Raw genomic sequence first — 22684 nt, 5'->3', positions numbered from 1 at the left:
GAACAGCCAGCAAATCGGAGGGAGTAGCCGTCAGTGTCAGTGGCAGAAGAACTCTTCGTTCCAAAGGCTTCTCCCGTGTCTCCGATACGGGCTGTCGCGCCTTTAGCTGACCGGGCGTGGCAGACGCGCTACCGCTGGTGCCTGATCGCATTCGATCTGGTCGTGGTCGTGTTGGCTCTGGCGAGCGCGCAGTTCGTCAAGCTCGGTACACCCGATGCCTCTCTGGAATTCACTTCGACGTACCTGCACGTCTTCTCGTATTACTCGGTGCTGTCGCTGTTCGTCGCCGTCATCTGGCTGGCCATGCTGGCCGCGTACCGCACCCGGTCGCCGCGCATCGTCGGCGCCGGCGTGGAGGAGTACCGCCGGGTGTTCTCCGCGACGCTGGCCACCGTCGGCATCATCGCCGTCGCACTGATGATCTTCCGCCCCGAATACGCCCGCGGCTACTTGGCCGTCGCGCTGCCGCTCGGTCTCGTCGGCCTGGTCGTCGGCCGGACCGTCTGCCGGCGGGTCCTGGCCCGGCTCCGCCGGAACAACAAATGCGTCGCCTCGGTGCTGGCGGTCGGTGACCCGCGCGCCGTGACCAACCTGGTGCAGTCCCTGCATCGCGAATGGTGGTACGGCTACTCCGTCCGCGGCGTCTGCCTCACCGGACGCCCGGCGGGCGGCACCTTCGACGTCGCCGGGGTCGGTGAGCTGCCGGTGCTCGGCAACGAGGCCCAGGTCTCCGACGCCATCGCCACGGCCGCCTTCGATGCCGTCGCCCTGACCACCACCGACCACCTCGGGCCCGAAGGCATGCGTGAGCTGTCCTGGGAGCTCGACAAGCTGGGCATCGACATGGTCGTGTCGCCGAGCGTCATCGACGTGGCCGGCCCCCGCCTCACCATGCGCCCCGTCGCCGGGCTGCCGTTGATCCACGTCGAGCGGCCGCAGTACAGCGGCACCAAGAAGCTTCAGAAGCGCGCCTTCGACGTCTTCGTCGCCCTGTTCGCGCTCACGGTGACCTCACCGCTGATGGTGCTGTCTGCCATCGCCATCAAGCTCACCAGCCGCGGGCCGATCTTCTACCGCTCCGAGCGAATCGGCCTGGACGGCAAGCCGTTCCAGATGACGAAGTTCCGCACCATGGTGCAGGGCGCCGACCGCATGGTCGACGACCTGATCAGCCTGGACCTCAACGAGAGCGGCAGCGGGGTGCTGTTCAAGATTCACGAGGACCCGCGCGTCACCATGGTCGGAAAGTACCTGCGGCGGTACAGCATCGATGAACTGCCGCAGTTCTTCAACGTGCTGTGCCGCGACATGAGTGTCGTCGGACCGCGGCCGCCGCTGCGCCGTGAATTCGACACCTACAACGAGCAGGTTCGCCGCCGGCTGCTGGTGCTCCCCGGGATCACCGGACTGTGGCAGGTGAGCGGCCGGGCCGACCTGTCGTGGGAGGACTCGGTGCGGCTCGACCTGTCGTACGTCGAGAACTGGTCCATCACCAACGATCTGCTGATCGCGGCCAAGACGTTCCGCACCATCATCGGCGGTTCTGGCGCCTACTGAGCCCGGGCGGGCGACCGCCGGTGAATAATCCCCTTTGATGCGTAAAGCCCTGCCGTGGATCGTGGTGGCCGTCCTGGTTGTCGGTGGCCTCACCGCCGCGACCTACCTGCGACCACTCGCGTTGATCGGAGCCTCGAAGGCTCTCGACATGTTCATCCCGCTCTCGGGCGCTCCCGAGCCGATCGGTTCGGCCGATCTCACCGGCTCCGGTCCGGGCACCGTGCTGTCGGCGACGACCATGCCGGGGGTCACCAGCACCTTCACCGGGCAGGGGATGCGCGCGGCACGCGTGGTGTACCACTCGACCTCGGGTGACACCGGTGCCCCGACCGTCGTCTCGGGTGCGGTGCTCACCCCGCTGGGCCAGCCGCCCAAGGGCGGTTGGCCGGTGGTGGCCCTGGGCCACGGCACCCTGGGCATCGACAACAACTGCGGCCCGTCGCTGTCACCGACCCTGATGAACCTGCTGCCCATCGCGAAAGTGGTGATCAACCTCGGGTACGCCGTGGCGCTGCCCGACTACCAGGGGTTGGGCGTCAAGGGCGTGCACCCGTACTCGGACGCCCGTACCGCCGGACTCAACCTGATCGATGCGGTCCGTGCGGCGCGGCATGTGTTCGGTGACGTCTCGACGACATGGGCGGCCTTCGGCGACTCCCAGGGTGGTGCCGCGGCCTGGGCGGCCGACGAGCAGACCGAGCCTTACGCCCCGGAGCTCACACTGGTCGGTGCGGTCGCCGTCGCGCCCGCCGCCGATGTCAGTGGCCTGGTGGCGAAATCGCAGACGGGCACGTTGACCAGTGAGCAGCGGCCGGTGCTGCAGGCGCTGATCGAATCGCTGGCCCGGCTGCATCCGGATCTGAACCGCGACGACTACCGGCACGGCGGGGCCGCCCGCTACTGGAACGTCCTGACGGACTGCAGTAGCGGCGCGGTCTACAAGCGCGCGGTCGCCGCGGGGCAACTCGGGCCGCGCGATTTCCTCCCGGTCTCGCCGGACGCCGCTCAGCGGCTGCAGAACCTGTTGCAGGCGTGGGCGATTCCACAACGAAGGCTGACCGCGCCGCTGTACGTTTGGTACGGCGGTCAGGACCCCTTCATCGATGCCGCCTGGACCAAGGCGGCGATCGGGCGGGCTTGCACGCTCGGTGGCACGGTGACGACGGTGTTCGACCCGAAGGGCGGACACAACCCGCCCGCGGCGCAGGAGATGCTCGACTGGATGGCGGATCGGTTCGCCGGGAAGAAGGTAACCAATGACTGCTGACCTGCCGCCGCTGGACGCCACGGCGATCCAGGCCGAAGCCGGCGCGGACTGGCGGGTCGAGGTGGTCGCCGAAACCGGTTCCACCAACGCCGATCTCGCGGCCCGGGCACAGGCCGGCGAGAACGTCGCAGGTGTAGCCCTGTTCACCGAGGACCAGACCGAAGGCCGGGGACGCCAGGGCCGCACCTGGTCGGCGGTGCCGAGGTCGCAGATTCTGGTCTCGATCGGCGTGGACACCACGAATGTGCCGAGCGAGACCTGGGGACTGCTGTCACTGGCGACCGGAGTTGCCGCCGTCGAGGCCGTCGCCGAGGTGTCCGGCGTGCAAGCCGCGCTCAAGTGGCCCAACGATGTGCTCGTCGCCACCGGCAAGTTGGCCGGCATCCTCGCGGAAGTCGCGGCACCGGGTGGCGGTTCGCCCGTCATCGTCGTCGGCATCGGCCTGAACGTGTCGCTCGCGGCTGACGAACTGCCCGACCCGGCGGCCGTCTCGCTGCTGAGTCTCGGTGTGGCACAACCGGATCGGCAGCGGCTCGCAGTGGCGCTGCTGAACCGGCTGCACGCCAGGATCGCCGAGTGGCGCGTGGGCGGAAACGTCGAGTTGCTGGCGGTCTACCGCAAGCACAGCTCCACCCTCGGCCAGTCGGTGCGGGCCGAGCTGCCGGGCGGCCGCGAGGTGGTCGGGCAGGCCACCGACATCGATGGCAATGGCGCACTGGTGATCGATTCGGCCGACGGCGTCGTCGCGGTCTCAGCCGGTGACGTCATTCATTTGCGGCCCGCCACCAGCTGAGCACCGCTTAGAGTCTGGGGTATGGGTTACCCGGACAACGTGCTGGCGGCCGACGAAAATGTGGTGCTGCATCGGCACCCGCACTGGAAGCGACTGATCGGGCCGGTGCTGGTGCTGCTGGTCGGGACCGCGCTGGCCGCGTTCGTCGCGGCGGTGGTCAATCACACCAACTGGGATTCGAACGCCAAGAACATCATCTTCGCGGTGATCGGCATTGTCTGGCTGGTGGTGGTCGGCTGGCTCACCGTCTGGCCGTTCCTGAACTGGCGCTCAACGCATTTCGTGATCACCGACCGGCGGGTGATGTTCCGGCGCGGTGTGCTGACGCGCTCGGGCATCGATATCCCGCTGGCACGCATCAACAGTGTGGAGTTCCGGCACCGACTACTCGACCGGATATTGCGCACCGGCACCCTGATCATCGAGTCGGCATCGCAGGATCCCCTGGAATTCCATGACATTCCGCGGGTGGAACAGGTCCACTCGCTGCTGTATCACGAAGTCTTCGACACCTTGGGTTCCGAGGAGTCGCCCAGCTGAGGATCGTCGTCGCCGAGTTCGTCGTAGGCCTCGGCGAAACCACCGGCGGTGATCGTCGCCTCGAGCGTCATGTCGGGCGCGTGCTTCGCCATCTCGTCCGGGAACACCCAGCGCCGGAACGCCCAGAATCGGAACGCCATCTGCAGCAGGTTGCCGATGATGTAGGCCGATACGAAGTCGGCGATGTTCTCGACGGTCAGCGACACGTTCGGCACGCGCAGCTGCAGCACGTAACTGGACACCCACAGCGGGGCCATGCTCAGCAGCACACCGACGCCGCTGACGGCGAAGAACAGCAGCGCCTCGTGGTGACGCAAGCGGCCGCCGCGGTTCTGGAAGCTCCATTCGCGGTTCAGCACGTACGACGCGATGACCGCGACGATGCCGGCGATGATCTTGGCCGTCACCGGCTTGGGCTCAAGGACGGTGAGCTTCAGTGTGTAGAAGATGCCCGAGTCGATGACGAAGGTGGTGGCGCCGACAATGGCGAACTTGATGAGCTCGTGATGACGTTCGGCAAACGGCCGGATCACTCGCGGGAGCCGCGCGATGGTGGCCTCGGTGAACGACATAAGCGGCCAGTTTACGGAAAGTACCTGCATTTCACGTACCCGTGCAGGTAGCAGGCGGTAGCTAGGCGGCATAGGCAGATTCGGGGGACACCCGCTGTGCGTGACAAACTAGGCGCCGTGACGCAACCCCCCGTCGTGGCGATGATCGGTGGCGGCCAGTTGGCCCGCATGACCCATCAGGCCGCCATCGCGCTCGGCCAGACCCTGCGGGTCCTGGCGGTTTCTGCCGACGAGCCGGCCGCCCAGGTGAGTCCCGCGGTGGTGCTGGGCTCCCATACCGACCTCGAGGCGCTGCGCCGGGTCGCGGCCGGTGCGTCGGCGCTGACGTTCGACCACGAGCACGTTCCGACCGAGCTGCTGCAGGCCCTCGTCGCGGACGGGGTCAACGTGGCTCCGCCGCCGTCGGCGCTGGTGCACGCCCAGGACAAGCTCGTGATGCGGCGCCGGCTGGCCGAGCTCGGCGCGCCGGTGCCGCGCTATCGGGAGGTGGCCTCGCTTGCCGACCTCGATGCCATTGACGAGCTCGCCGCTCAGGTCGGCGGCGGACTTGTGGTGAAGGCCAGCCGCGGCGGCTACGACGGCAAGGGCGTGACGCTGACCGATGACGTGGCGCAGGCCCGCGCCGCCGCCGAGGGCTACCTGGCCGACGGCGTCGCCGTTCTGGTCGAGGAGAAGGTCGCCATGCGCCGCGAGCTGGCCGCGCTCGTCGCGCGCTCGCCGTTCGGGCAGGGCGCGGCCTGGCCTGTCGTGCACACCGTGCAGGAGAACGGCATCTGTGTCGAGGTGATCGCGCCGGCGCCGCAGCTGGACCCCGCGGTGGCCACCGCAGCCGAACAGCTCGCGCTGCGGATCGCCGACGAGCTGGGTGTGGTCGGCGTGCTGGCGGTCGAGCTGTTCGAGACCTTCGATGAGGAGCGCGGTGCCGGCCTTGTCGTCAACGAGCTGGCCATGCGGCCGCACAACTCCGGGCACTGGAGCATGGACGGCGCGACGACGAGCCAGTTCGAACAGCACCTGCGCGCGGTCCTGGACTACCCGCTGGGGTCGACGGCGCCACTGGCCCCGGTGACGGTGATGGCCAACGTGCTGGGCGCGCCGGCACAGCCGGAGATGTCCATGGATGAGCGGCTGCATCACCTGTTCGGCCGGCTGCCCGAGGCGCGGGTGCACCTGTACGGCAAGGGCGAGCGGCCCGGCCGCAAGATCGGCCACGTCAACATCGTCGGCGCGCCGGGCGGCTCGCTCGACGACGAGGACTACGTGGCGGACGTGCGCGAGCGCGCCGTCCGGGCCGCGCATTGGTTGTCGCACGCTGAGTGGACCGACGGATGGAGTGGACATGAGTGAACGCGCGGGAGGCCCCCGGGTCGGCCTGATCATGGGCAGTGACAGCGACTGGTCGGTGATGGAGGACGCGGCCACCGCGCTCGCCGAGTTCGGGGTGCCGTTCGAGGTCGGCGTGGTGTCGGCGCACCGCACCCCCCAGCGCATGCTCGACTACGCCAAGACCGCCGCGGACCGCGGCGTCGAGGTGATCATCGCCGGCGCCGGTGGCGCGGCGCACCTGCCCGGGATGGTGGCGTCGGCGACTCCGCTACCGGTCATCGGGGTGCCGGTGCCGCTGGCCCGCCTCGACGGTATGGACTCGTTGCTGTCGATCGTGCAGATGCCGGCCGGTGTGCCGGTGGCCACGGTGTCGATCGGCGGCGCGCGCAACGCGGGCCTGCTGGCGGTACGCATCCTGGGGTCGGCAGATGCCGGGTTGCGGGCCCGGATGCAGCGGTTCCAGGAGGAGCTGGAGCAGATGGTGCTCGACAAGGATGAGGCGCTACGGAATCGGTTGCTGGGCAAGTAAGCTCACCAACGATGAAATCTTCATTCGCGCGGTACCGCAGCGTCGGTCACAAACTCGTCACGGGATTCATGGAGCCTGAGGTGCTCCTGGTCGCCGGCGCGCTGGACGAGGCCCAGCGGGCGAGGTCCGTCGGCGGTGCGGTCGCCGAGATCGGCGTGCACCACGGCAAGCTGTTCATCGGTCTGAACCTGTTGCAGCGGGACGACGAAAAGTCCGTCGCCATCGACATTTTCGGCGACCAGGACCTCAACATCGACGGTTCCGGGGCCGGCGACCTGGCGAAGTTCACCAGCAACGTCGACGTCTGGTCGTCGATGGACGGCGTGGTGATCCACCAGGGCGACTCCACCAAGCTGGCACCCGAGGTGCTGTTGGAGGAGGCCGGCGGGCCCGTCCGGTTCTTCAGCGTCGACGGTGGGCACACCGAGGAGATCGTCTACAGCGACATGCAGCTGGCCGAGGCCACGCTGGCCGACGGCGGCATCGTGATCGCCGACGACGTCTTCAACGAGTTCTGGCCTGGCGTCGCGGTGGGCACGCTCAAGTACCTCGACGACGGAGCCGGGCTGGCCCCGTTCGCGATCGGCTTCAACAAGGTGTTCTTCACCCAGCCGGAGTACTGCGACTACTACCAGGCCGAACTGGAGTCGGCGGCGCACCGCTCGGCGCGGATCCAGCACACCACCTCGGTTTTCGCCGGGCATCCGGTGCTGCTGCTCGGCCCGGTGACGGCCGTCGACGTGCTGCGACGCAGCGAGACGTTGCGCACCGTCTATCACCGCACTTACCGCGAGTTGGTCCGTGGGCTGCAGAAGGTGTCGGGTCAGGGGCGGTAAAGTTACCGGCGAGTAGCAACCCGCATCTCGCCACATGGGCAGGCAAGGAGCCATCAATGTCTATCGGTAACCCGTCATTCGATCTGTTTCAGCTGCCGGAAGAGCATCAGGAGCTTCGGGCCGCCATCCGGGCGCTGGCCGAGAAGGAGATCGCTCCGTACGCCGCCGAGGTCGACGAGCAGGCCCGGTTCCCCCAGGAGGCCAGTGACGCGCTGACCGCGTCGGGTTTCAACGCCGTGCATGTGCCCGAGGAGTTCGGCGGCCAGGGCGCGGACTCGGTCGCCGCCTGCATCGTCATCGAGGAAGTGGCCCGGGTCGACGTGTCGGCGTCGCTGATCCCGGCGGTCAACAAGCTCGGCACCATGGGCTTGATCCTGAACGGCTCCGACGACCTCAAACGCAAGGTGCTGCCGGACCTGGTCGACGGCAAGCTGGCGTCGTACGCGCTGTCCGAACGCGAGGCCGGCAGTGATGCCGCCGCCATGCGCACCCGTGCCAAGGCCGACGGTGACGACTGGATCCTCAACGGCGCCAAGGCGTGGATCACCAACGGTGGCGCGTCGACCTGGTACACCGTGATGGCCGTGACCGACCCCGACAAGGGCGCCAACGGCATCTCGGCGTTCATGGTGCACATCGACGACGAGGGCTTCACCATCGGCCCCAAGGAGCGCAAGCTCGGCATCAAGGGCAGCCCGACCGTCGAGCTGTACTTCGAGAACTGCCGCATCCCCGGTGACCGCATCATCGGCGAGCCGGGCACCGGCTTCAAGACCGCGCTGGCGACGCTCGATCACACCCGTCCGACCATCGGCGCGCAGGCCGTCGGTGTCGCGCAGGGTGCGCTGGACGCCGCGATCGCCTACACCAAGGACCGCAAGCAGTTCGGCAAGGCCATCAGCCAGTTCCAGGGTGTCGAGTTCATGATCGCGGACATGGCGATGAAGACCGAGGCCGCCCGGCTGATGGTCTACAACGCCGCGGCCCGCGCCGAGCGCGGTGAGGGCAACCTGGGATTCATCTCGGCGGCGTCGAAGTGTTTCGCCTCGGACGTGGCAATGGAGGTGACCACGAACGCTGTGCAGCTGTTCGGCGGTGCCGGTTACACCGTCGACTTCCCGGTGGAGCGCATGATGCGCGACGCCAAGATCACCCAGATTTACGAGGGCACCAACCAGATTCAGCGGGTCGTGATGTCCCGCGCCCTGCTGCGCTGAGGCCGGGCGCTACAGGTCGGCGGTGACCTTCTCCGTCGCGCGGCGCCGGTCCAGCGCGCCCGCGTCGGGGTTGGCCACCTGTACCAGGGACGCGCCGCCGGCGAACACCGCCAACAGGTTGGTCACGAGGTCATCGGGGCTGCCCCACGGCGCCGTCGACAGGAGCCGCGTGCCGGCGGTGAATCCCTTTGCCGCAGCACTGTTCTTGGCTTCGGCGAGGACGTCGTCGACCGAGCGGCCGGCGAGCGCCGGGCCGGGGGTGCGTTCGGGCACGATCTGGTCGCCGTGCACGCGGACGGAGGTGGCGTAGTCGGTGACGCCGATCGGCAGGTCGGGGACGGGCTTGCCGAACGGGTCGAGGGACAGCACCACGACTTCGCCGGCGCCGGTCTCGTCGGCCGCGTCGATGCGGTCGGCCGTGCACACCGCGATGTCGCAGTCGGATGTAATCGATTCTCCGACGGTGTCTTTCAGCAACACTTCCGCGCCGATGTACCAGATGCCGAACAACACACCGGCCGTCTGCCAGTGTGCGGGCAGCAGCACCGCGACGCGGCTGCCCGGGCCCGCGCCCAGTTCGTCACGCAGCAGGTTGGCGGTCTTGGCGGCCCAGTTGCCCAGGGTCACCGCCGACAGCTCGATGCGCTCGCCGGTGGCATCGTCGTAATAGGTGATGCGCGGCCCGGCCGGGTCGGCGCGCAGCAACGGGTCGAGGATCGCGCTGGACAGATTGGTCATGATCAGTCGACGCACTTCGGATCGGCCGCGGCCGCGGTGATGATCGGCGACGGCGGGACCGGTGTGGTCGTGCCGGAATCGGTGGTGTCGGAAGCGGATTGCGTCACCGTGTGGCTGCCGCCCTCCAGGCCGGAACCGGGGCCCGCGTAGTCGTGCGAGAGCACCACCCGCACCGCACCGCTCGGCACCGAGGCGTTCTCGACCACCGGCAGATTGCCGAGTTGCTCGGCGATGGCCTTCGCCCCGAGGTCGTCCGACTTGGCGGCCTGGATTTGGCTCGCCGTCACGTGGTCGGCCTCGTTGTTGCCGACTTTGCCTGCGACGAAGCCCTTTTCGGTGAGGACCTCCGACACCGCCGCGGCCAGTCCGTTGATGTCACTGTCGTTCACCACGTCGACGGTGGTGTTGCCCGGGGTGTACGCGAGCTTCTCGGTCTTGCCCTCGGCCTGGTCCTGGAGCAGACCGGCGACCCACTGCTGCACCTGTGCGGGGTCGACGCGCACGACGCTCTGGGTACCGTCGTCGCTCCAGCCGTCCTCGGCCAGCACCGGGATGGTGGCGAACGCGACGTTGCCGCCGGCGAGCTTCTGCATCTGCTGGACGAAATCCATGATGTCCCAGCCGTCCGACAGCACCACCGACCGCTGCACGGCGTTCCGCAGCCGGCTCAGGGTGCTGGGGCTGGACAGGGTCTGCCCGGAGATGATGTCGTGCGCCAGCGACGCCATGAACACCTGCTGGCGGGTCACCCGGTCCAGGTCGCCGCGGGGCAGATCATGGCGTTGCCGCACGAAGCTCAGGGCCTGCGGGCCGTTGAGTTTCTGCCAGCCGGCCGGGAAGTTGGCTCCCGACAACGGTTCATCGACGGGGTTCTTCAGACACACGTTGACGCCCCCGAGGGCGTCGGTGATCAAGGCGAAGCCCAGCAGCCCGACCTCGGCGTAGTGATCGACGGTGACGCCTGTGAGCTTTGCCACGGTTTTGATGAGCGCTTCGCGGCCGGCCTCGACGGCTTTCGGCTCGGCGGTGGCGGCATCCTCGCCCTGCTGCTCGACGAGCTCCTTCATCTTCTCGAGCTTCACCTGACCGAAGACCCCGTTGATCTTGGTCTTGCCCAGGTCCGGCGCCTGCACGTAGGAGTCGCGCGGGATGGAGATGGCGGTGGCCGAGCGCCCGTTGTTGGGGATACGCACCAGGATGATCGTGTCGGTGTTGGTGGACACGTCATCGCCGGCCCGCAGCGTGGCGAGTTCGTCCTCTGACAAGGGGTTTCCGTGCGCATCGGTACGGCTGTCCATACCCACCAGGAGGATGTCGACGGCACCGTCGTCGCCCCCGCCACCGAGAGCCGCGGTGCTGATGCGGTTGATGCCCGATTCCAGCGAACGCAGGCTGCTCCAGGCCACGCCGGTGCCCACCATCACGAGCACCGTCGCCATGACGGCGAGGATGCGGAACAGTCGACCTGGCACCAGGACAGGCTACTGGTGAGCGGTTGCCGTGGCCGGTAGCCCGGGGTTCGGCGGGTCACACCCTGGTGCGGGCGCGGCCGTCGGCCCGCTAACCTCTAGGCCGTGATCGAGCAGCCATCCGGAGCGGAATCGGACCGCCCGCTGCTCGTGGTGACGGTGACCTATTCACCCGGGCAGCATCTGGACCGTTTCCTGAAGACGCTGGCCCACGCCACCGAGCGCCGGCTGCTGGTGGTGATGGCCGACAATGGGTCGACCGACGGCGCGCCCGAGGCGGCGCTGGAGCGGTACGCCGACGTCGAGCTGTTCCACACCGGCGGCAACCTCGGCTACGGCACCGCGGTGAACCGCGCGGTGGCGGCGTATCTCGACACGCCCGACAGCGTCGTCGACCAAGAGTTCTTCGTGGTGGTCAATCCGGACGTGCAATGGGGACCGCACAGTATCGACGAGCTGTTCGCCGGCGCGGCGCGGTGGCCGGCCGCCGGTTCGGTGGGTCCGCTGATCCGCGACCCCGACGGCTCGGTCTATCCCTCGGCCCGGCATCAGCCGAGCCTGATCCGCGGCGGCATGCATGCGGTGGTGGGTCCGTTCTGGAAATCCAACCCGTGGACGGCGGCCTACCGCCAGGACCGGCTGGAGCCAAGCGAACGTGCGGTCGGCTGGTTGTCCGGCTCGTGTCTGCTGTTGCGCACCAAGGCGTTCCGGCAGATCGGCGGGTTCGACGAGAACTACTTCATGTACATGGAGGACGTCGACCTGGGGGACCGGCTGGGTCGTGGCGGCTGGCAGAACGTGTACGTCCCGTCCGCCGAAATCCTGCACGACAAGGGACATTCCACGGGTCGCGATCCGGCCCGCAATCTGGCCGCGCACCACCGCAGTACCTATACGTTCCTGGCCGACCGGCATCCGCGCTGGTGGCAGGCCCCGCTGCGATGGACCATCAAGTCGGCCCTGGGCGCGCGCGAACGCGCGGTGGTGGGCAATTCCAGGCGTAAGCGCCGTCGGGCGAACTAGGCTACCGGCGATGACCTCGAGGCATGAAAGGACGCGAGTTGAGTGACGCGGTGAATCCGGTTGACGTCGACGCGGTCATCCTGGTGGGTGGGCAGGGCACCCGGCTGCGCCCCCTGACGCTGTCTGCGCCCAAACCGATGCTGCCGACGGCCGGCGTGCCGTTCCTGGCCCACCTGCTCGCCCGGATCGCGGCGGCCGGCATCCGCCACGTGGTGCTGGGCACCTCGTACAAGGCGGAGGTCTTCGAGGCGGAATTCGGCGACGGCTCCAAGCTGGGCCTGGAGATCGAGTACGTGGTGGAGGAGGAGGCCCGGGGCACCGGCGGCGGTATCGCCAACGTGGCGCCCAAGCTGCGCCACCCGACCGCCATGGTGTTCAACGGTGACGTCCTCTCCGGGCTGGACCTCGGCGCGATGGTCGCCAGCCACCGCGAACGGCAGGCCGATGTCACGCTGCACCTGGTCCGGGTGAGCGACCCACGCGCATTCGGTTGTGTGCCAACCGATTCCGAGGGCGTGGTGACGGCGTTCCTGGAGAAGACGCAGGACCCGCCGACCGACCAGATCAATGCGGGCTGCTACCTGTTCCAGCGTGCGGTGATCGACGAGATCCCCACCGGTCGCGAGGTATCGGTGGAACGTGAGGTGTTCCCCAAGCTGCTGTCCGACGGTTTCAAGGTGTGCGGCTACGTCGACGCCAGCTACTGGCGTGACATGGGCACGCCCGACGACTTCGTGCGTGGCTCAGCGGATCTGGTGCGGGGTATCGCGCCGTCGCCGGTGCTCGACGGGCACCGCGGCGAGAGCCTGGTGCACGAGGGTGCCGCGGTGGCGCCGGGCGCGCTGCTGATCGGCGGGACGGTCGTGGGCCGCGGTGCCGAGATCGGCGCCGGCGCCCGGCTGGACGGCGCGGTGATCTTCGACGGCGTGAAGATCGAGGCCGGGTCGGTCATCGAGCGGTCCATCGTCGGGTTCGGCGCCCGGATCGGCCCGCGCGCGCTGATCCGCGATGGTGTGATCGGCGACGGTGCCAACATCGGCGCCCGGTGTGAGCTCCTGCGCGGTGCGCGGGTGTGGCCGGGAGTCACCATCCCCGACGGCGGTATTCGCTACTCCACGGACGTCTGAGCGGCCCGCACGAGCCGCTCCAGGCCGGGGTCGGGTCCCGGCAACGCGTCCAGGGGCCACCACTGCAGGTCGAGTGACTCGTCGCTGCAATGAATTTCGGCGTGCTCCGGCGCGACGGCGAGGTACTGCACGTCGAGATGCCGGGTCGGCACGCCCAGCGAGCAGGTCAGCGCGTGCACGTGCAGTGCCGCCGGCAGCTCGGCGATCTCCAGTCCGGTGATGCCGGATTCCTCGGTGGCCTCACGCAGGGCCGCGGCGCGGATATCGGTGTCCACGTCCTCGCAATGCCCACCGAGCTGTACCCAGCGGCCGAGTCGCGGGTGCAGGGTGAGCAGGGCCCTGGTCCGGGTGTGGTCGAGCACCAGCGCCGACGCCGTGATGTGCCCGGGTTCGCAGGCGCGCCGGCAGGCGTCGGGGCGGGCGGCGACGAACGCCGCGACGGCGTGCCGCAGGGCGTCCTGATCGGCGTCCGGGGCCGGCCAGTCCCGCAGCGCGGAGACCACCGAAGCGTGGAGGGTGTCGGTCATCGGCGGATCAACAGCTCGTCGGTCGCCACGGGCGGCCGCGGCCCGCGCGGCTCGTCGCTCTCCGGGAAGTGTCCGATGGCGATGGCGCCCAAGGGTTCCCAGTCGGCCGGAAGGTCGAGCTCGGCGCGCACGATGTCGGCGGCGAAGATCGTGGACCCGATCCAGCAGCTGCCGACGTCCCGTGCGGCCAGGGCCACGAGCAGCCCCTGCACGGCCGCGCCCACCGCGACGGTGAACATGGTGTGCTCGGCTTCGGTGCGGGCCGCGTCCGGATAACTGTGCGCGCCATCGGGAACCAGGAACGGGATGACGAGTTCCGGTGCGTCGTAGAGGATCTGGCCGCGGTCCACCCGCCGGTCGACGGACTCGGCGGGGCGGCCGTCGCCGGTCAGATCGGTGCGCCACTTGTCTTTCATCCGGTCCAGCAACCGGATTCGCGCGTCGTGGTCCTGCACCCAGACGAAACGGACCGGACGGGTGTGGTGCGGCGCGGGCGCGGTGAGGGCCTCGGCGACGGATTCCTCGATGAGTTCCGGTGCCACGGGCTCGGCGCTGAACGTGCGCACCGACCGGCGCATCAACTGAGCCTGCCTGCGGCCCAGCGCCAGCGCCTCCTCGGTGCCCAGCCAGAACAGATCTTCCTCGCCGGCGCGCACCAGGGTCCGTCCGTTCGAACCGTCGTCGCGCGGTGACAGGCCGCGCACCACGGCGACCGGGATGCCGGTCAGCTTGCCCTTGACCAGATCGGCGGCGGCCGCGATCTCGTCGGCGATGGCGACCTCGGTCACCAGCAGTTCGTTGCCGTGGGGGTCCTGGACGCCGGAATATCCGTGCAGCACAGCCAGTCCGGCCGCACCGATGGCGGCGTCGATCTGCCCGTTGCGCCAGGCCCGGCCCATGGTGTCGGTGATGACGACCGCGACGGTCACGCCCAGCCGCTCGGCCAGGCCGGAGCGAAGCCGGGCGGCGCTGCCGTCCGGGTCGACCGGCAGCAGGGCCAATTCGGTTGTGCTGACGTTGGATCCGTCGACGCCGGCAGCGGCCTGGACCAGCCCGATGGCGTTCTCGGTGATGAAGGTGCGGCCTTTGCGGGCCAGCACTCGTACGGCCTCGTCGTCGATCAGTTTGCGGCGCAGGGCGTCCCGCTCGTCGGGGTCAGTAGGCGCGGCGACGATCCGCCCCTCGGACTTGGAGAGCACCTTGCTGGTGACCACCAGCACGTCGTCGTCGTGCAGCCAGGGGGCGGCGGCGGCGATGGCGGCGGCCACGTCGTCGCCGGGGCGGAACTCGGGAAGCCCCGGCACCGGGAGGATTTCGATGGCGGCCGCGGCGCCATGCTCGGTCACCACGAGATCCCGGCGAGCTGCAGTCCGGCGCGGACCATCTCGGCCGTGGCGGCCGGGTCGGTCATCAGCAGCGGCACGGCTTTGACGTTGACGCCGTCGATCTCGGCGTGGTCGCCCTCGTCGATCAGCCAGCCGTCGAGGATGCCTGTCGCGCTGCGGGCGCCGTAGTGCGTGCCCACGGCCTCCGAGGTGCTGTCGACCCCGATCACCTTGAGGCAGTCATCGGCCATCCCGCGCAACGGCTTTCCGGCGACGATCGGGGAGTACCCGATCACCTGTGCCGGGGTCGACCGCAGCGCGCTGCGCAGGCCGGGCACCGCGAGGATCGCGCCGATGCTCACGACCGGATTCGAGGGGGCCAGCAGGACCACGTCGGCGCCGGCGATGGCGTCGGCGACTCCCGGTGCGGCGGTTGCCTTCTCGGTGCCGATGAAGGCGAAGCTGTGGGTGGGGATTTGCGCGCGGTAGCGAACCCACCATTCCTGGAAGTGGATGGCGCGCTGATCGCCCGATTTGGGATCGGTTACCACCACGTGGGTTTCGCTGCGTTCGTCGCTGGCGGGCAGCAGCCGGGCGTCGGGCTGCCAGCGGTCGCACAGCGCCTCGGTCACCTGGGACAGCGGATAGCCGGCCCGCAGCATCTGGCTGCGCACCAGGTGGGTGGCCAGGTCGCGGTCGCCGAGTCCGAACCAGTCGGGCTGCACGCCGTACGCGGCGAGCTCTTCCTTGGCGTGCCAGGTTTCGTCCCGGTGGCCCCAGCCGCGTTCGGTGTCGATGCCACCGCCCAGGGTGTACATGCACGTGTCCAGGTCGGGGCAGATGCGGACGCCGAACATCCACGCGTCGTCGCCGACGTTGACGATCGCGGTGAGCTCATGCGGGGAGGGGTCCGCTCCGGGTTCGGCGAATTGACCCAACCCCAGCAGTTTCTGGACGCCGAGCAGAAAACGAGCGCCGCCGACGCCACCGACCAGAACCGTCACCTTCACGTCGACTCACCCTAGGCGATGACGCGGGGGTGGAATGACGCGCCCGGCGGGCAATTTGGCGCGCAGCAAACTTTAAACCTCATTATTCACTTGAGTAACAGGCGCATCAGTTATCGGCATTTCCAACTACGTTGTGCGGCAGCGTGTTATTGGTCACTATCGCGACACGCCGCGGTAACGACGCGCCGTATTCAGGTCACAAGATGGTAGGAAATGCGCTTCATCCGCTTGACCGTGGCAGCTAACCCGTGTGTAATCACAACAGTGTCATTCCCGGTTTGTTTACCGGTTCCGGTGCAGCAGACTGAGATTCGACCGTTTGTTCGAATTTTGATCGCCACTCACGGCACGCAGGGCAAGTAGTTGGACTCCGTTTTGAGAACTACGTAAAGCAGGGGAGGAGGCGGCAAATGTCTTACGAACACGCGGATTTCGATCATGTCGTTCCATTCGACGGGCGGATGCTCGGCTCTATTGGGACCGCACCGCACACGAACACCGGACCTGTTCAGCACGTCGTCGCCGGACGGCCACAGCTGAGTCTGGTGCCTGAACACATCGACGCCGAACCCGAGCTCACGGACGAGCAGTGGCAGGAGCGCGCCCTGTGCGCGCAAACCGACCCTGAGGCTTTCTTCCCTGAGAAGGGTGGCTCGACCCGCGAAGCCAAGCGCATCTGCCTGGGCTGCGAGGTACGTGACGCGTGCCTCGAGTACGCCCTGGCGCACGACGAGCGCTTCGGCATCTGGGGCGGTCTGTCGGAGCGCGAGCGCCGGCGGATCAAGCGCGGCGTCATCTGACGTACCGCGCCCGCGGGTAGATCGACCGGCCTAGTCGTCCACGATGGTCGGGTCGATGACCGACGGTTCCACACCGAGATAAGTGGCTACCTGCGCCACGAGAATCTCGTGCAACAGGTCGGCGAGGTCAACGGAGTCCTTCGCCCGCCGTTCAATGGGTTTGCGGAACAAGACGATTCGCGCCCGCGTCGAATTGCCCCGAACATCCACCCCGGCCGGGATGAGCCGCGCCAGCGCCACCGGCCCGTCGGCGATCACCTCGGGCGGCCACTGAATCGCATCAGGATCCTTGGGGGAGATCCGCGGGATCTCGTCCACTGCGACATCGAGTCCGGACACCCGGCTGCTCCAGCGACGCTCGATGGGTTCGTACGCCTCCAGCACCGCCATGTCGAATCGCTCGGCGCGACTGCGCCATCCGGGGACGGTCGGGGGGAGGAGCGGGCCGCGCATGCCGCGACGGCGGCGCACACGCGAGTGGGCCATCGGCCGATAGTAACGGTTGGAGATCGACGTGCCCGTGACGCGCGTGTCCGGCAGTGGGCGCGTCGGCGGCGCGATAATCTCGCCGAGTGAATGTTCCCCGTCGCTGCTGCCGGCCAGGTTGCCCGCACTACGCCGTGGCGACGCTGACATTTGTGTACTCGGATTCCACGGCAGTCGTAGGTCCGTTGGCCACGGTGTCGGAGCCGCATTCGTGGGACTTGTGCGTGTCACACGCCAGCCGCATCACCGCGCCCCGCGGGTGGGAGTTGGTACGTCACGCCGGCCCGCTGCCCACGCCGTCTGACGACGACGACCTCGTCGCACTCGCCGATGCCGTGCGCGAAGGTCGCGACTCGCCGTCCCGGGGCGGCATCCCCACCGGATTCACCGATCCGACGACCGGTGTCCACGGTGGCGCGGTCATGGCGCCGCCGGCACCACGCACGCAGCAAAACGGCCGCCGCCGCGGCCATCTCCGGGTTCTGCCCGATCCCGCCGACTGAGCACGAAGGCAGCCGCCGATTTCTCGACGGCCGGGGACTCTGGGGATGCGCACTGCAGCGTCGCCAGATGAACACCTGTCCCGCCCCCGAAACCGCCACCGACCCAATGCATTTCTCGCGTGATGCCGCGGCGGCGCTCAGCGAGCGGGCGCAGAACCTCGTCACCTTGACGGGCGAACACGGGTGGGACGAGTTCCTCGCGCGCCGTACCGCCGCAATGAATGTTCACTGAACGCCACCGACCACCCGCGAGCACATGGGTGTGCCGATAGGCTGACTGTCACAGACCCTCGGTAATGCAGCGGTCTGCGAACGATGAGATCGGGAGGGCTATGTCTCGGCCTGCTGCCTCTGTACAGCGCGTCATCAAGGCATATGACGTACGCGGGCTGGTCGGCGAGGAGATCGACGAGTCGTTCGTCGCCGACGTCGGTGGCGCGTTCGCCCGGTTGATGCGCGCCGAGGGCGCCACCCGGGTGGCGATCGGCTACGACATGCGGCCCAGCTCACCGTCATTGGCCACGGCATTCGCCGATGGGGTCGCCGCGCAGGGCCTGGACGTGGTCCGGATCGGGCTGGCGTCGACCGATCAGCTCTACTTCGCCTCGGGTCTCCTCGACTGCCCGGGCGCCATGTTCACGGCCAGCCACAACCCGGCCGCCTACAACGGCATCAAGTTGTGCCGGGCGGGCGCGAAGCCCGTCGGCAAGGAAACCGGTCTGACCGACATCAGCAATGAGGTCATCGACGGCGTGCCCGGTCACGACGGCGCCACCGGCACGGTCGAGGAGCGCGACGTGCTCGCCGAGTACGGCACCTTCCTGCGTTCGCTGGTCGACGTGTCGGCGCTGCGTCCGCTGCGGGTCTCGGTCGACGCCGGAAACGGCATGGGCGGGCACACCACGCCGGCCGTGCTGGGCACCGTCGGGTCGATCACCTTGCTGCCGTTGTACTTCGAGCTCGACGGCACGTTCCCCAACCACGAGGCCAACCCGCTGGACCCGGCCAACCTGGTGGATCTGCAGAAGCATGTCATCGAGAACGGCGCGGATATCGGCCTCGCGTTCGATGGTGACGCCGACCGCTGCTTCGTCGTCGACGAGAAGGGCGACCCGGTGTCGCCGTCCGCGGTCACGGCCTTGGTCGCCGATCGCGAGCTGGCCCGTGAGTCCGGCGCCACCGTCATCCACAACCTGATCACCTCACGCGCCGTGCCGGAGCTGATCGCCGAGCGTGGTGGCACGGCGGTGCGTTCGCGCGTCGGTCACTCGTACATCAAGGCGCTGATGGCCGAGAGCAACGCGATCTTCGGCGGCGAGCATTCGGCGCACTACTACTTCCGCGACTTCTGGGGTGCCGACTCCGGCATGCTGGCCGCGCTGCACGTGCTGGCCGCGCTCGGGGAGCAGGACCGTCCGCTGTCGGAGCTGATGGCCAAGTACCAGCGGTACGAGGCGTCCGGCGAGATCAACTTCACCGTTGCCGATGCGCCGGCGTGCGTTGCCGCGGTGCTCACGTCATACGACGGACAAATCCGGTCGACCGACGAACTCGACGGCGTGACCGTCGACCTCGGCGACGGGCGCTGGTTCAACCTGCGCACCTCCAACACCGAACCGCTGTTGCGGCTCAACGTCGAAGCCCGCACCCGGGTGGAAGTCGACCAGATCGTGGAGCACATCGGAGCGCAGATCAGGGCGTCGACACCATGAGTGCCGCCCCGGCGACCCTCGACCTCGACGATGTCGACGGTCTGATCGCGGCCGACCGCGACGGCCTGCTGCGGGCCGCGTCGATGGCCGGCGCACAGACCCGCGCGGTCGCCGCGGCACTCACCGAAGGCCAACTCGACGACCTGCGCTCGGATCAACGCCCGCGGACCGTCACCTGGGTGTGCGGGCGCGGGGCATCGGGCGCGCCCGGTGCGGCGGGGGCCGTGCTGGCCGCGGCGCTGGGGGCGACGTCGTCGATCCCGCTCGTGGTCACCCCGGACGTACCGCCGTGGATCGGCGCGCTGGACGTTGTGGTCGTGGCCGGGGACGACGCCGCCGACCCGGCGCTCGTGACCGCGGTCGCGACCGGGGTGCGCCGCGGGGCGCGGGTGATCGTGGTGGCGCCCAACGACGGTCCGCTGCGCGACGCAGCCGCCGGCCGCGCGGTGGTGCTGCCGCCGCGGCTGTCGGTACCGGACGACTTCGGCCTCACCCGCTACCTGGCGGCGGGGCTCGCGACGATGATGGTCGTCGACCCGGCGCTGCGCATCGACCTGGATGCACTGGCCGACGAATTGGATGCCGAGGCCCTGCGCAACAGCGCGGCCCGCGAGGTGTTCACCAACCCGGCCAAGAACCTGGCCGAGCGGATGTCCGGCCGGCAGGTGGTGCTGGCCGGTGAGGGCGCGGCCATGCTGGCGCTGGTGCGCCATGCCGCGACGGTGCTGTTACGGGTGGCCCATCAGCTCGTGACCGCGACGAGCGGGGCCGACGCCCTGGTGGCGCTGCACGGTGGGCTCGGCCGGCAGACCGTCGAAATGTCTTACGAGGACTCGCTTTTCCACGACCCCGAGATCGACGGGCCGGTGCCGGCCCGGGTCCGCACCGTGGTGCTGTGTGCCGACGAGGAGCGTCCCGGCGTGATCGCCCGGATGGACGCGCTCGGTGGCGATGTCGACGTGCTCAGCGCCGATGACGTGCCCGACGCCGGGCTGCAGGTACCGGGTAGCCGCTTGGAACAACAGATCGCGATGCTGGCGGTCCGGCTGGAGATGACGGCCGTGTATCTGAAACTGGTTCGAGGTTAGACATAGTGCATCTGCTACGAGGCGCGGTCAGGAACTACGCCTGGGGGTCGCGTACCGCCTTGGCCGATTTCGCCGGAAGGCCCAGTCCCACACCGCATCCCGAGGCCGAATTGTGGTTGGGTGCGAACCCGGGGGACCCCGCGTTGCTGGAGACGGCCGACGGTGAGCTGTCGCTGCTGGAGGTCATCAGGGCCGATCCGGCCGGCGAGTTGGGACCGGACGTTCGCGCCAGGTTCGGTGAGGCATTGCCGTTCCTGGCGAAGGTGCTGGCGGCCGACGAGCCGTTGTCGCTGCAAGCGCACCCCAGTGCCGAGCAAGCGGCCGAGGGCTTCAATCGTGAAGAGCGCCAAGGCATTGCCCTGAACGCGCGCAACCGGAACTACCGGGACCGCAGCCACAAACCCGAGTTGATCGTGGCCCTCGGTCCATTCGAGGCCCTCGCCGGATTCCGGCCGGTGGCGCGCACCGTCGAGTTGATGCGGGCGCTGGCGGTGTCCGACCTCGATCCGTACATCAACCTGCTCGCCGGTCAGTCGGACGCGGCTGGGCTGCGAGCCGTCTTCACCACCTGGATCACCCTGCCGCAGCCCGATCTCGACGTGCTGGTGCCTGCCGTGCTCGACGGCGCGGTGAACTACATCCGTTCGGGGGCAAAGGAATTCGCGGCCGAGGCCAAGACCGTGCTCGAACTCGGTGAGCGGTACCCCGGCGACGCCGGGGTGCTGGCCGCCATGCTGCTCAACCGCATCAGCCTGGTCGAGGGGGAGGGCATCTATCTGCCCGCCGGCAATCTGCACGCCTACCTGCACGGCCTGGGGTTCGAGGTCATGGCCAACTCCGACAACGTGTTACGTGGTGGCCTGACGCCCAAGCACGTGGACGTGCCGGAACTCCTTCGGGTGCTCGACTTCACTCCGACGGACGGTCGGCCGATCCGTCCGCGGCCGGCCGAAGACGGCGTCGAGGAGGTTTTCGACACGCCTGCACCGGAATTCGCGGTATCGATCCTGCGGATCGACGACGACCGGGTGGGCCGGGCCGTAGAGGTGCCCCGGGGGCATGGCGGCCCGCAGATTCTGCTGGGTACGCAGGGCCGGGTGCAGGTGCATTCCGCAGGTGGCGAGGTGACCCTGAACAAGGGGGCCGCCGCCTGGATCGCCGCGGGGGAGGGCCCCGTGCGATTGGTGGCTGACGAGCCGTCGACGGTGTTCCGTGCGACGGTGGGGATTTAGAAAAACCTACGAAAGGGCAGGTCATGTCGGCCTCGGGGAGTGCGCGCGCGATCGTCGCGGCGCTGTTGGCCAATGCCGGGATCGCGGCGGCGAAGTTCGTCGGCTTCCTGATCACGGGCAGTTCGTCGATGCTCGCGGAGTCGGTGCACTCGCTGGCAGACACGTCCAACCAGGGGTTGCTGCTCTGGGGTCAGCGCCAGGCGCGCAAAGACGCCGACCATCTGCATCCGTTCGGCTACGGCCGCAGCCGCTATTTCTACTCGTTCGTGGTGGCGCTGGTCCTGTTCAGCCTGGGTGCGATGTTCGCGCTGTACGAGGGCTACCACAAGATCACTCACCCGGAGCCGCTGTCGTCGCCCGTCGTCGCCGTCGCCATTCTGGTCGTGGCCATCGGGCTGGAGGGCTACAGCTTCTATACCGCGGTGACGGAATCGCGTCCGCTCAAGGGCTCGGGCAGTTGGTGGCGGTTCATCCGGACCTCGCGTAACCCGGAGTTGCCGGTGGTGCTGCTGGAGGACTCCGGCGCGCTGATCGGTCTGGTGCTGGCCCTGGGTGGCGTCGGCCTGTCGATGTTGACGGGCGACCCGGTGTGGGACGGCATCGGCACCGCGGCCATCGGTGTGCTGCTCGGCATCATCGCGGTGGTGCTGATGGTCGAGATGAAGAGTCTGCTGATCGGTGAGGGCGCGACGGTCGACGAGACGGGCGCCATCCGCGGCGCGCTGGAGCAGACGGCGCACATCGACCGCGTCATCCACCTCCGCACCCAGTATCTGGGGCCGGAGGAGATGCTCGTCGGCGTGAAGATCGCGCTGGCGCCCAACACCGATCTGGCGACCGTCGCCGCCACGATCGACGCCGCCGAGGTCGCCATCCGCGCCGCGGTGCCGAACGCCCGCATCATCTACATCGAGCCCGACCTCTACCGCGGTTAGCCGGTGACGGCTGCCACAAGCCGTTTTACAAAGTCGCCTCCATTGTCTAGACCGGCGACAAATTGCGGTCTA

24 protein-coding genes are annotated in these 22684 nt (G+C 68.6%); 17 read left to right on the top strand and 7 right to left on the bottom strand.

What is annotated here, in order from left to right; genetic code table 11:
- Positions 1–75 precede the first annotated feature (75 nt).
- Genes ACWW1C_RS21170 through ACWW1C_RS21155 form a run of 4 tightly spaced genes read left to right on the top strand, consistent with a single transcriptional unit; the run spans position 76 to position 4157 of the window.
- Entirely contained in the window at positions 76–1557 is a 1482-nt protein-coding gene (locus tag ACWW1C_RS21170) for a sugar transferase (RefSeq protein WP_455980094.1), read from the top strand.
- A 37-nt stretch (positions 1558–1594) separates the two neighbouring features.
- The gene (locus tag ACWW1C_RS21165) at positions 1595–2824 is read left to right on the top strand and encodes a lipase family protein (protein ID WP_455980093.1); all 1230 of its coding nucleotides are present in this window, start codon (positions 1595–1597) and stop codon (positions 2822–2824) included.
- Positions 2814–3617, top strand: coding sequence for a biotin--[acetyl-CoA-carboxylase] ligase (locus ACWW1C_RS21160; RefSeq protein ID WP_455980092.1), 804 nt, complete (start codon positions 2814–2816; stop codon positions 3615–3617). Before ACWW1C_RS21165 ends, ACWW1C_RS21160 begins: the two co-directional genes overlap by 11 nt.
- 21 nt (positions 3618–3638) lie before the next feature.
- Positions 3639–4157: a PH domain-containing protein gene (locus ACWW1C_RS21155; RefSeq protein ID WP_455980091.1), complete on the top strand. Its 519-nt coding sequence runs from the start codon at positions 3639–3641 to the stop codon at positions 4155–4157.
- Here the strand turns inward: ACWW1C_RS21155 and ACWW1C_RS21150 are convergent.
- Positions 4112–4729, bottom strand: a complete 618-nt coding sequence (locus ACWW1C_RS21150; protein ID WP_455980090.1) for a GtrA family protein — start codon at positions 4727–4729, stop codon at positions 4112–4114. The genes ACWW1C_RS21155 and ACWW1C_RS21150 overlap by 46 nt on opposite strands.
- A gap of 141 nt (positions 4730–4870) precedes the next feature.
- Between ACWW1C_RS21150 and ACWW1C_RS21145 the strand changes: the two genes are divergently transcribed.
- Genes ACWW1C_RS21145 through ACWW1C_RS21130 form a run of 4 tightly spaced genes read left to right on the top strand, consistent with a single transcriptional unit; the run spans position 4871 to position 8637 of the window.
- Positions 4871–6076, top strand: coding sequence for a 5-(carboxyamino)imidazole ribonucleotide synthase (locus tag ACWW1C_RS21145; RefSeq protein ID WP_455984380.1), 1206 nt, complete (start codon positions 4871–4873; stop codon positions 6074–6076).
- On the top strand, positions 6069–6584 hold the full coding sequence (purE, locus tag ACWW1C_RS21140) for a 5-(carboxyamino)imidazole ribonucleotide mutase (protein ID WP_455980089.1): 516 nt from the start codon (positions 6069–6071) through the stop codon (positions 6582–6584). Before ACWW1C_RS21145 ends, purE begins: the two co-directional genes overlap by 8 nt.
- 11 nt (positions 6585–6595) lie before the next feature.
- Positions 6596–7420: a class I SAM-dependent methyltransferase gene (locus ACWW1C_RS21135; protein ID WP_455980088.1), complete on the top strand. Its 825-nt coding sequence runs from the start codon at positions 6596–6598 to the stop codon at positions 7418–7420.
- A 56-nt stretch (positions 7421–7476) separates the two neighbouring features.
- The gene (locus tag ACWW1C_RS21130) at positions 7477–8637 is read left to right on the top strand and encodes an acyl-CoA dehydrogenase (RefSeq protein WP_455980087.1); all 1161 of its coding nucleotides are present in this window, start codon (positions 7477–7479) and stop codon (positions 8635–8637) included.
- Positions 8638–8646: 9 nt separating this feature from the next.
- Here ACWW1C_RS21130 and ACWW1C_RS21125 read toward each other — a convergent pair whose 3' ends face one another.
- Positions 8647–9375: a TIGR03089 family protein gene (locus ACWW1C_RS21125; RefSeq protein ID WP_455980086.1), complete on the bottom strand. Its 729-nt coding sequence runs from the start codon at positions 9373–9375 to the stop codon at positions 8647–8649.
- Between the two features lie 2 nt (positions 9376–9377).
- Positions 9378–10814 (bottom strand): LCP family protein, encoded by a 1437-nt coding sequence (locus ACWW1C_RS21120; protein ID WP_455984379.1) that lies wholly within the window; start codon positions 10812–10814, stop codon positions 9378–9380.
- Between the two features lie 135 nt (positions 10815–10949).
- On the opposite strand from ACWW1C_RS21120, the gene ACWW1C_RS21115 reads away from it, so the two are divergent.
- A complete protein-coding gene (locus ACWW1C_RS21115) occupies positions 10950–11867 on the top strand; it encodes a glycosyltransferase family 2 protein (RefSeq protein ID WP_455980085.1) in 918 nt (305 codons plus the stop codon).
- A 23-nt stretch (positions 11868–11890) separates the two neighbouring features.
- Positions 11891–12994 (top strand): mannose-1-phosphate guanylyltransferase, encoded by a 1104-nt coding sequence (manB, locus tag ACWW1C_RS21110; RefSeq protein ID WP_455980084.1) that lies wholly within the window; start codon positions 11891–11893, stop codon positions 12992–12994.
- Here manB and ACWW1C_RS21105 read toward each other — a convergent pair.
- The 3 genes from ACWW1C_RS21105 to cofD are packed head-to-tail and all read right to left on the bottom strand — an operon-like array spanning position 12976 to position 15856.
- Positions 12976–13521 (bottom strand): NUDIX hydrolase, encoded by a 546-nt coding sequence (locus ACWW1C_RS21105; RefSeq protein WP_455980083.1) that lies wholly within the window; start codon positions 13519–13521, stop codon positions 12976–12978. The two genes, manB and ACWW1C_RS21105, sit on opposite strands and share 19 nt — an antisense overlap.
- Entirely contained in the window at positions 13518–14867 is a 1350-nt protein-coding gene (locus tag ACWW1C_RS21100) for a coenzyme F420-0:L-glutamate ligase (RefSeq protein ID WP_455980082.1), read from the bottom strand. The genes ACWW1C_RS21105 and ACWW1C_RS21100 overlap by 4 nt, the downstream gene beginning before the upstream one ends.
- Entirely contained in the window at positions 14864–15856 is a 993-nt protein-coding gene (gene cofD, locus ACWW1C_RS21095) for a 2-phospho-L-lactate transferase (RefSeq protein WP_455980081.1), read from the bottom strand. Before cofD ends, ACWW1C_RS21100 begins: the two co-directional genes overlap by 4 nt.
- A gap of 536 nt (positions 15857–16392) precedes the next feature.
- Between cofD and ACWW1C_RS21090 the strand changes: the two genes are divergently transcribed.
- Entirely contained in the window at positions 16393–16656 is a 264-nt protein-coding gene (locus ACWW1C_RS21090; protein WP_455984378.1) for a WhiB family transcriptional regulator, read from the top strand.
- 30 nt (positions 16657–16686) lie between these two features.
- Here the strand turns inward: ACWW1C_RS21090 and ACWW1C_RS21085 are convergent, their stop codons facing one another.
- Positions 16687–17109, bottom strand: coding sequence for a metallopeptidase family protein (locus tag ACWW1C_RS21085; RefSeq protein ID WP_455984377.1), 423 nt, complete (start codon positions 17107–17109; stop codon positions 16687–16689).
- A 119-nt stretch (positions 17110–17228) separates the two neighbouring features.
- Here ACWW1C_RS21085 and ACWW1C_RS21080 point away from each other — a divergent pair, with 119 nt between their 5' ends.
- The 6 genes from ACWW1C_RS21080 to ACWW1C_RS21055 all read left to right on the top strand — a co-directional run bounded on the left by ACWW1C_RS21080 (position 17229) and on the right by ACWW1C_RS21055 (position 22612).
- Positions 17229–17645, top strand: coding sequence for a DUF3499 domain-containing protein (locus tag ACWW1C_RS21080; RefSeq protein ID WP_455980080.1), 417 nt, complete (start codon positions 17229–17231; stop codon positions 17643–17645).
- Positions 17646–17712: 67 nt separating this feature from the next.
- Positions 17713–17877, top strand: coding sequence for a hypothetical protein (locus tag ACWW1C_RS21075; RefSeq protein WP_455980079.1), 165 nt, complete (start codon positions 17713–17715; stop codon positions 17875–17877).
- 100 nt (positions 17878–17977) lie between these two features.
- Positions 17978–19357, top strand: coding sequence for a phosphomannomutase/phosphoglucomutase (locus ACWW1C_RS21070; protein WP_455980078.1), 1380 nt, complete (start codon positions 17978–17980; stop codon positions 19355–19357).
- Positions 19354–20445: a TobH protein gene (locus tag ACWW1C_RS21065; protein ID WP_455980077.1), complete on the top strand. Its 1092-nt coding sequence runs from the start codon at positions 19354–19356 to the stop codon at positions 20443–20445. Before ACWW1C_RS21070 ends, ACWW1C_RS21065 begins: the two co-directional genes overlap by 4 nt.
- Positions 20446–20450: 5 nt before the next feature.
- Positions 20451–21677: a mannose-6-phosphate isomerase, class I gene (gene manA, locus ACWW1C_RS21060; RefSeq protein ID WP_455980076.1), complete on the top strand. Its 1227-nt coding sequence runs from the start codon at positions 20451–20453 to the stop codon at positions 21675–21677.
- Between the two features lie 23 nt (positions 21678–21700).
- Positions 21701–22612: a cation diffusion facilitator family transporter gene (locus ACWW1C_RS21055; RefSeq protein WP_455980075.1), complete on the top strand. Its 912-nt coding sequence runs from the start codon at positions 21701–21703 to the stop codon at positions 22610–22612.
- Positions 22613–22684 lie beyond the last annotated feature (72 nt).

The sequence above is a fragment of the Mycobacterium sp. HM-7 genome (assembly GCF_053852335.1).
The sequence above is the reverse complement of the archived record's forward strand: the minus strand, read 5'-3'. Positions and strand labels throughout refer to the sequence as shown.

What these genes read in the sequence shown, in the direction of transcription:
- ACWW1C_RS21160 (WP_455980092.1), top strand. Translation starts at nt 2,814, where the DNA reads ATGACTGCTGACCTGCCGCCGCTGGACGCCACGGCGATCCAGGCCGAA.
- ACWW1C_RS21075 (WP_455980079.1), top strand. Translation starts at nt 17,713, where the DNA reads ATGAACACCTGTCCCGCCCCCGAAACCGCCACCGACCCAATGCATTTC.
- ACWW1C_RS21145 (WP_455984380.1), top strand. Translation starts at nt 4,871, where the DNA reads ATGATCGGTGGCGGCCAGTTGGCCCGCATGACCCATCAGGCCGCCATC.
- ACWW1C_RS21120 (WP_455984379.1), bottom strand. Translation starts at nt 10,814, where the DNA reads ATGGCGACGGTGCTCGTGATGGTGGGCACCGGCGTGGCCTGGAGCAGC.
- ACWW1C_RS21065 (WP_455980077.1), top strand. Translation starts at nt 19,354, where the DNA reads ATGAGTGCCGCCCCGGCGACCCTCGACCTCGACGATGTCGACGGTCTG.
- ACWW1C_RS21055 (WP_455980075.1), top strand. Translation starts at nt 21,701, where the DNA reads ATGTCGGCCTCGGGGAGTGCGCGCGCGATCGTCGCGGCGCTGTTGGCC.
- ACWW1C_RS21165 (WP_455980093.1), top strand. Translation starts at nt 1,595, where the DNA reads ATGCGTAAAGCCCTGCCGTGGATCGTGGTGGCCGTCCTGGTTGTCGGT.
- ACWW1C_RS21070 (WP_455980078.1), top strand. Translation starts at nt 17,978, where the DNA reads ATGTCTCGGCCTGCTGCCTCTGTACAGCGCGTCATCAAGGCATATGAC.
- ACWW1C_RS21085 (WP_455984377.1), bottom strand. Translation starts at nt 17,109, where the DNA reads ATGCGCGGCCCGCTCCTCCCCCCGACCGTCCCCGGATGGCGCAGTCGC.
- manB (WP_455980084.1), top strand. Translation starts at nt 11,891, where the DNA reads ATGAAAGGACGCGAGTTGAGTGACGCGGTGAATCCGGTTGACGTCGAC.
- ACWW1C_RS21155 (WP_455980091.1), top strand. Translation starts at nt 3,639, where the DNA reads ATGGGTTACCCGGACAACGTGCTGGCGGCCGACGAAAATGTGGTGCTG.
- ACWW1C_RS21150 (WP_455980090.1), bottom strand. Translation starts at nt 4,729, where the DNA reads ATGTCGTTCACCGAGGCCACCATCGCGCGGCTCCCGCGAGTGATCCGG.
- purE (WP_455980089.1), top strand. Translation starts at nt 6,069, where the DNA reads ATGAGTGAACGCGCGGGAGGCCCCCGGGTCGGCCTGATCATGGGCAGT.
- ACWW1C_RS21135 (WP_455980088.1), top strand. Translation starts at nt 6,596, where the DNA reads ATGAAATCTTCATTCGCGCGGTACCGCAGCGTCGGTCACAAACTCGTC.
- ACWW1C_RS21125 (WP_455980086.1), bottom strand. Translation starts at nt 9,375, where the DNA reads ATGACCAATCTGTCCAGCGCGATCCTCGACCCGTTGCTGCGCGCCGAC.
- ACWW1C_RS21130 (WP_455980087.1), top strand. Translation starts at nt 7,477, where the DNA reads ATGTCTATCGGTAACCCGTCATTCGATCTGTTTCAGCTGCCGGAAGAG.
- ACWW1C_RS21105 (WP_455980083.1), bottom strand. Translation starts at nt 13,521, where the DNA reads ATGACCGACACCCTCCACGCTTCGGTGGTCTCCGCGCTGCGGGACTGG.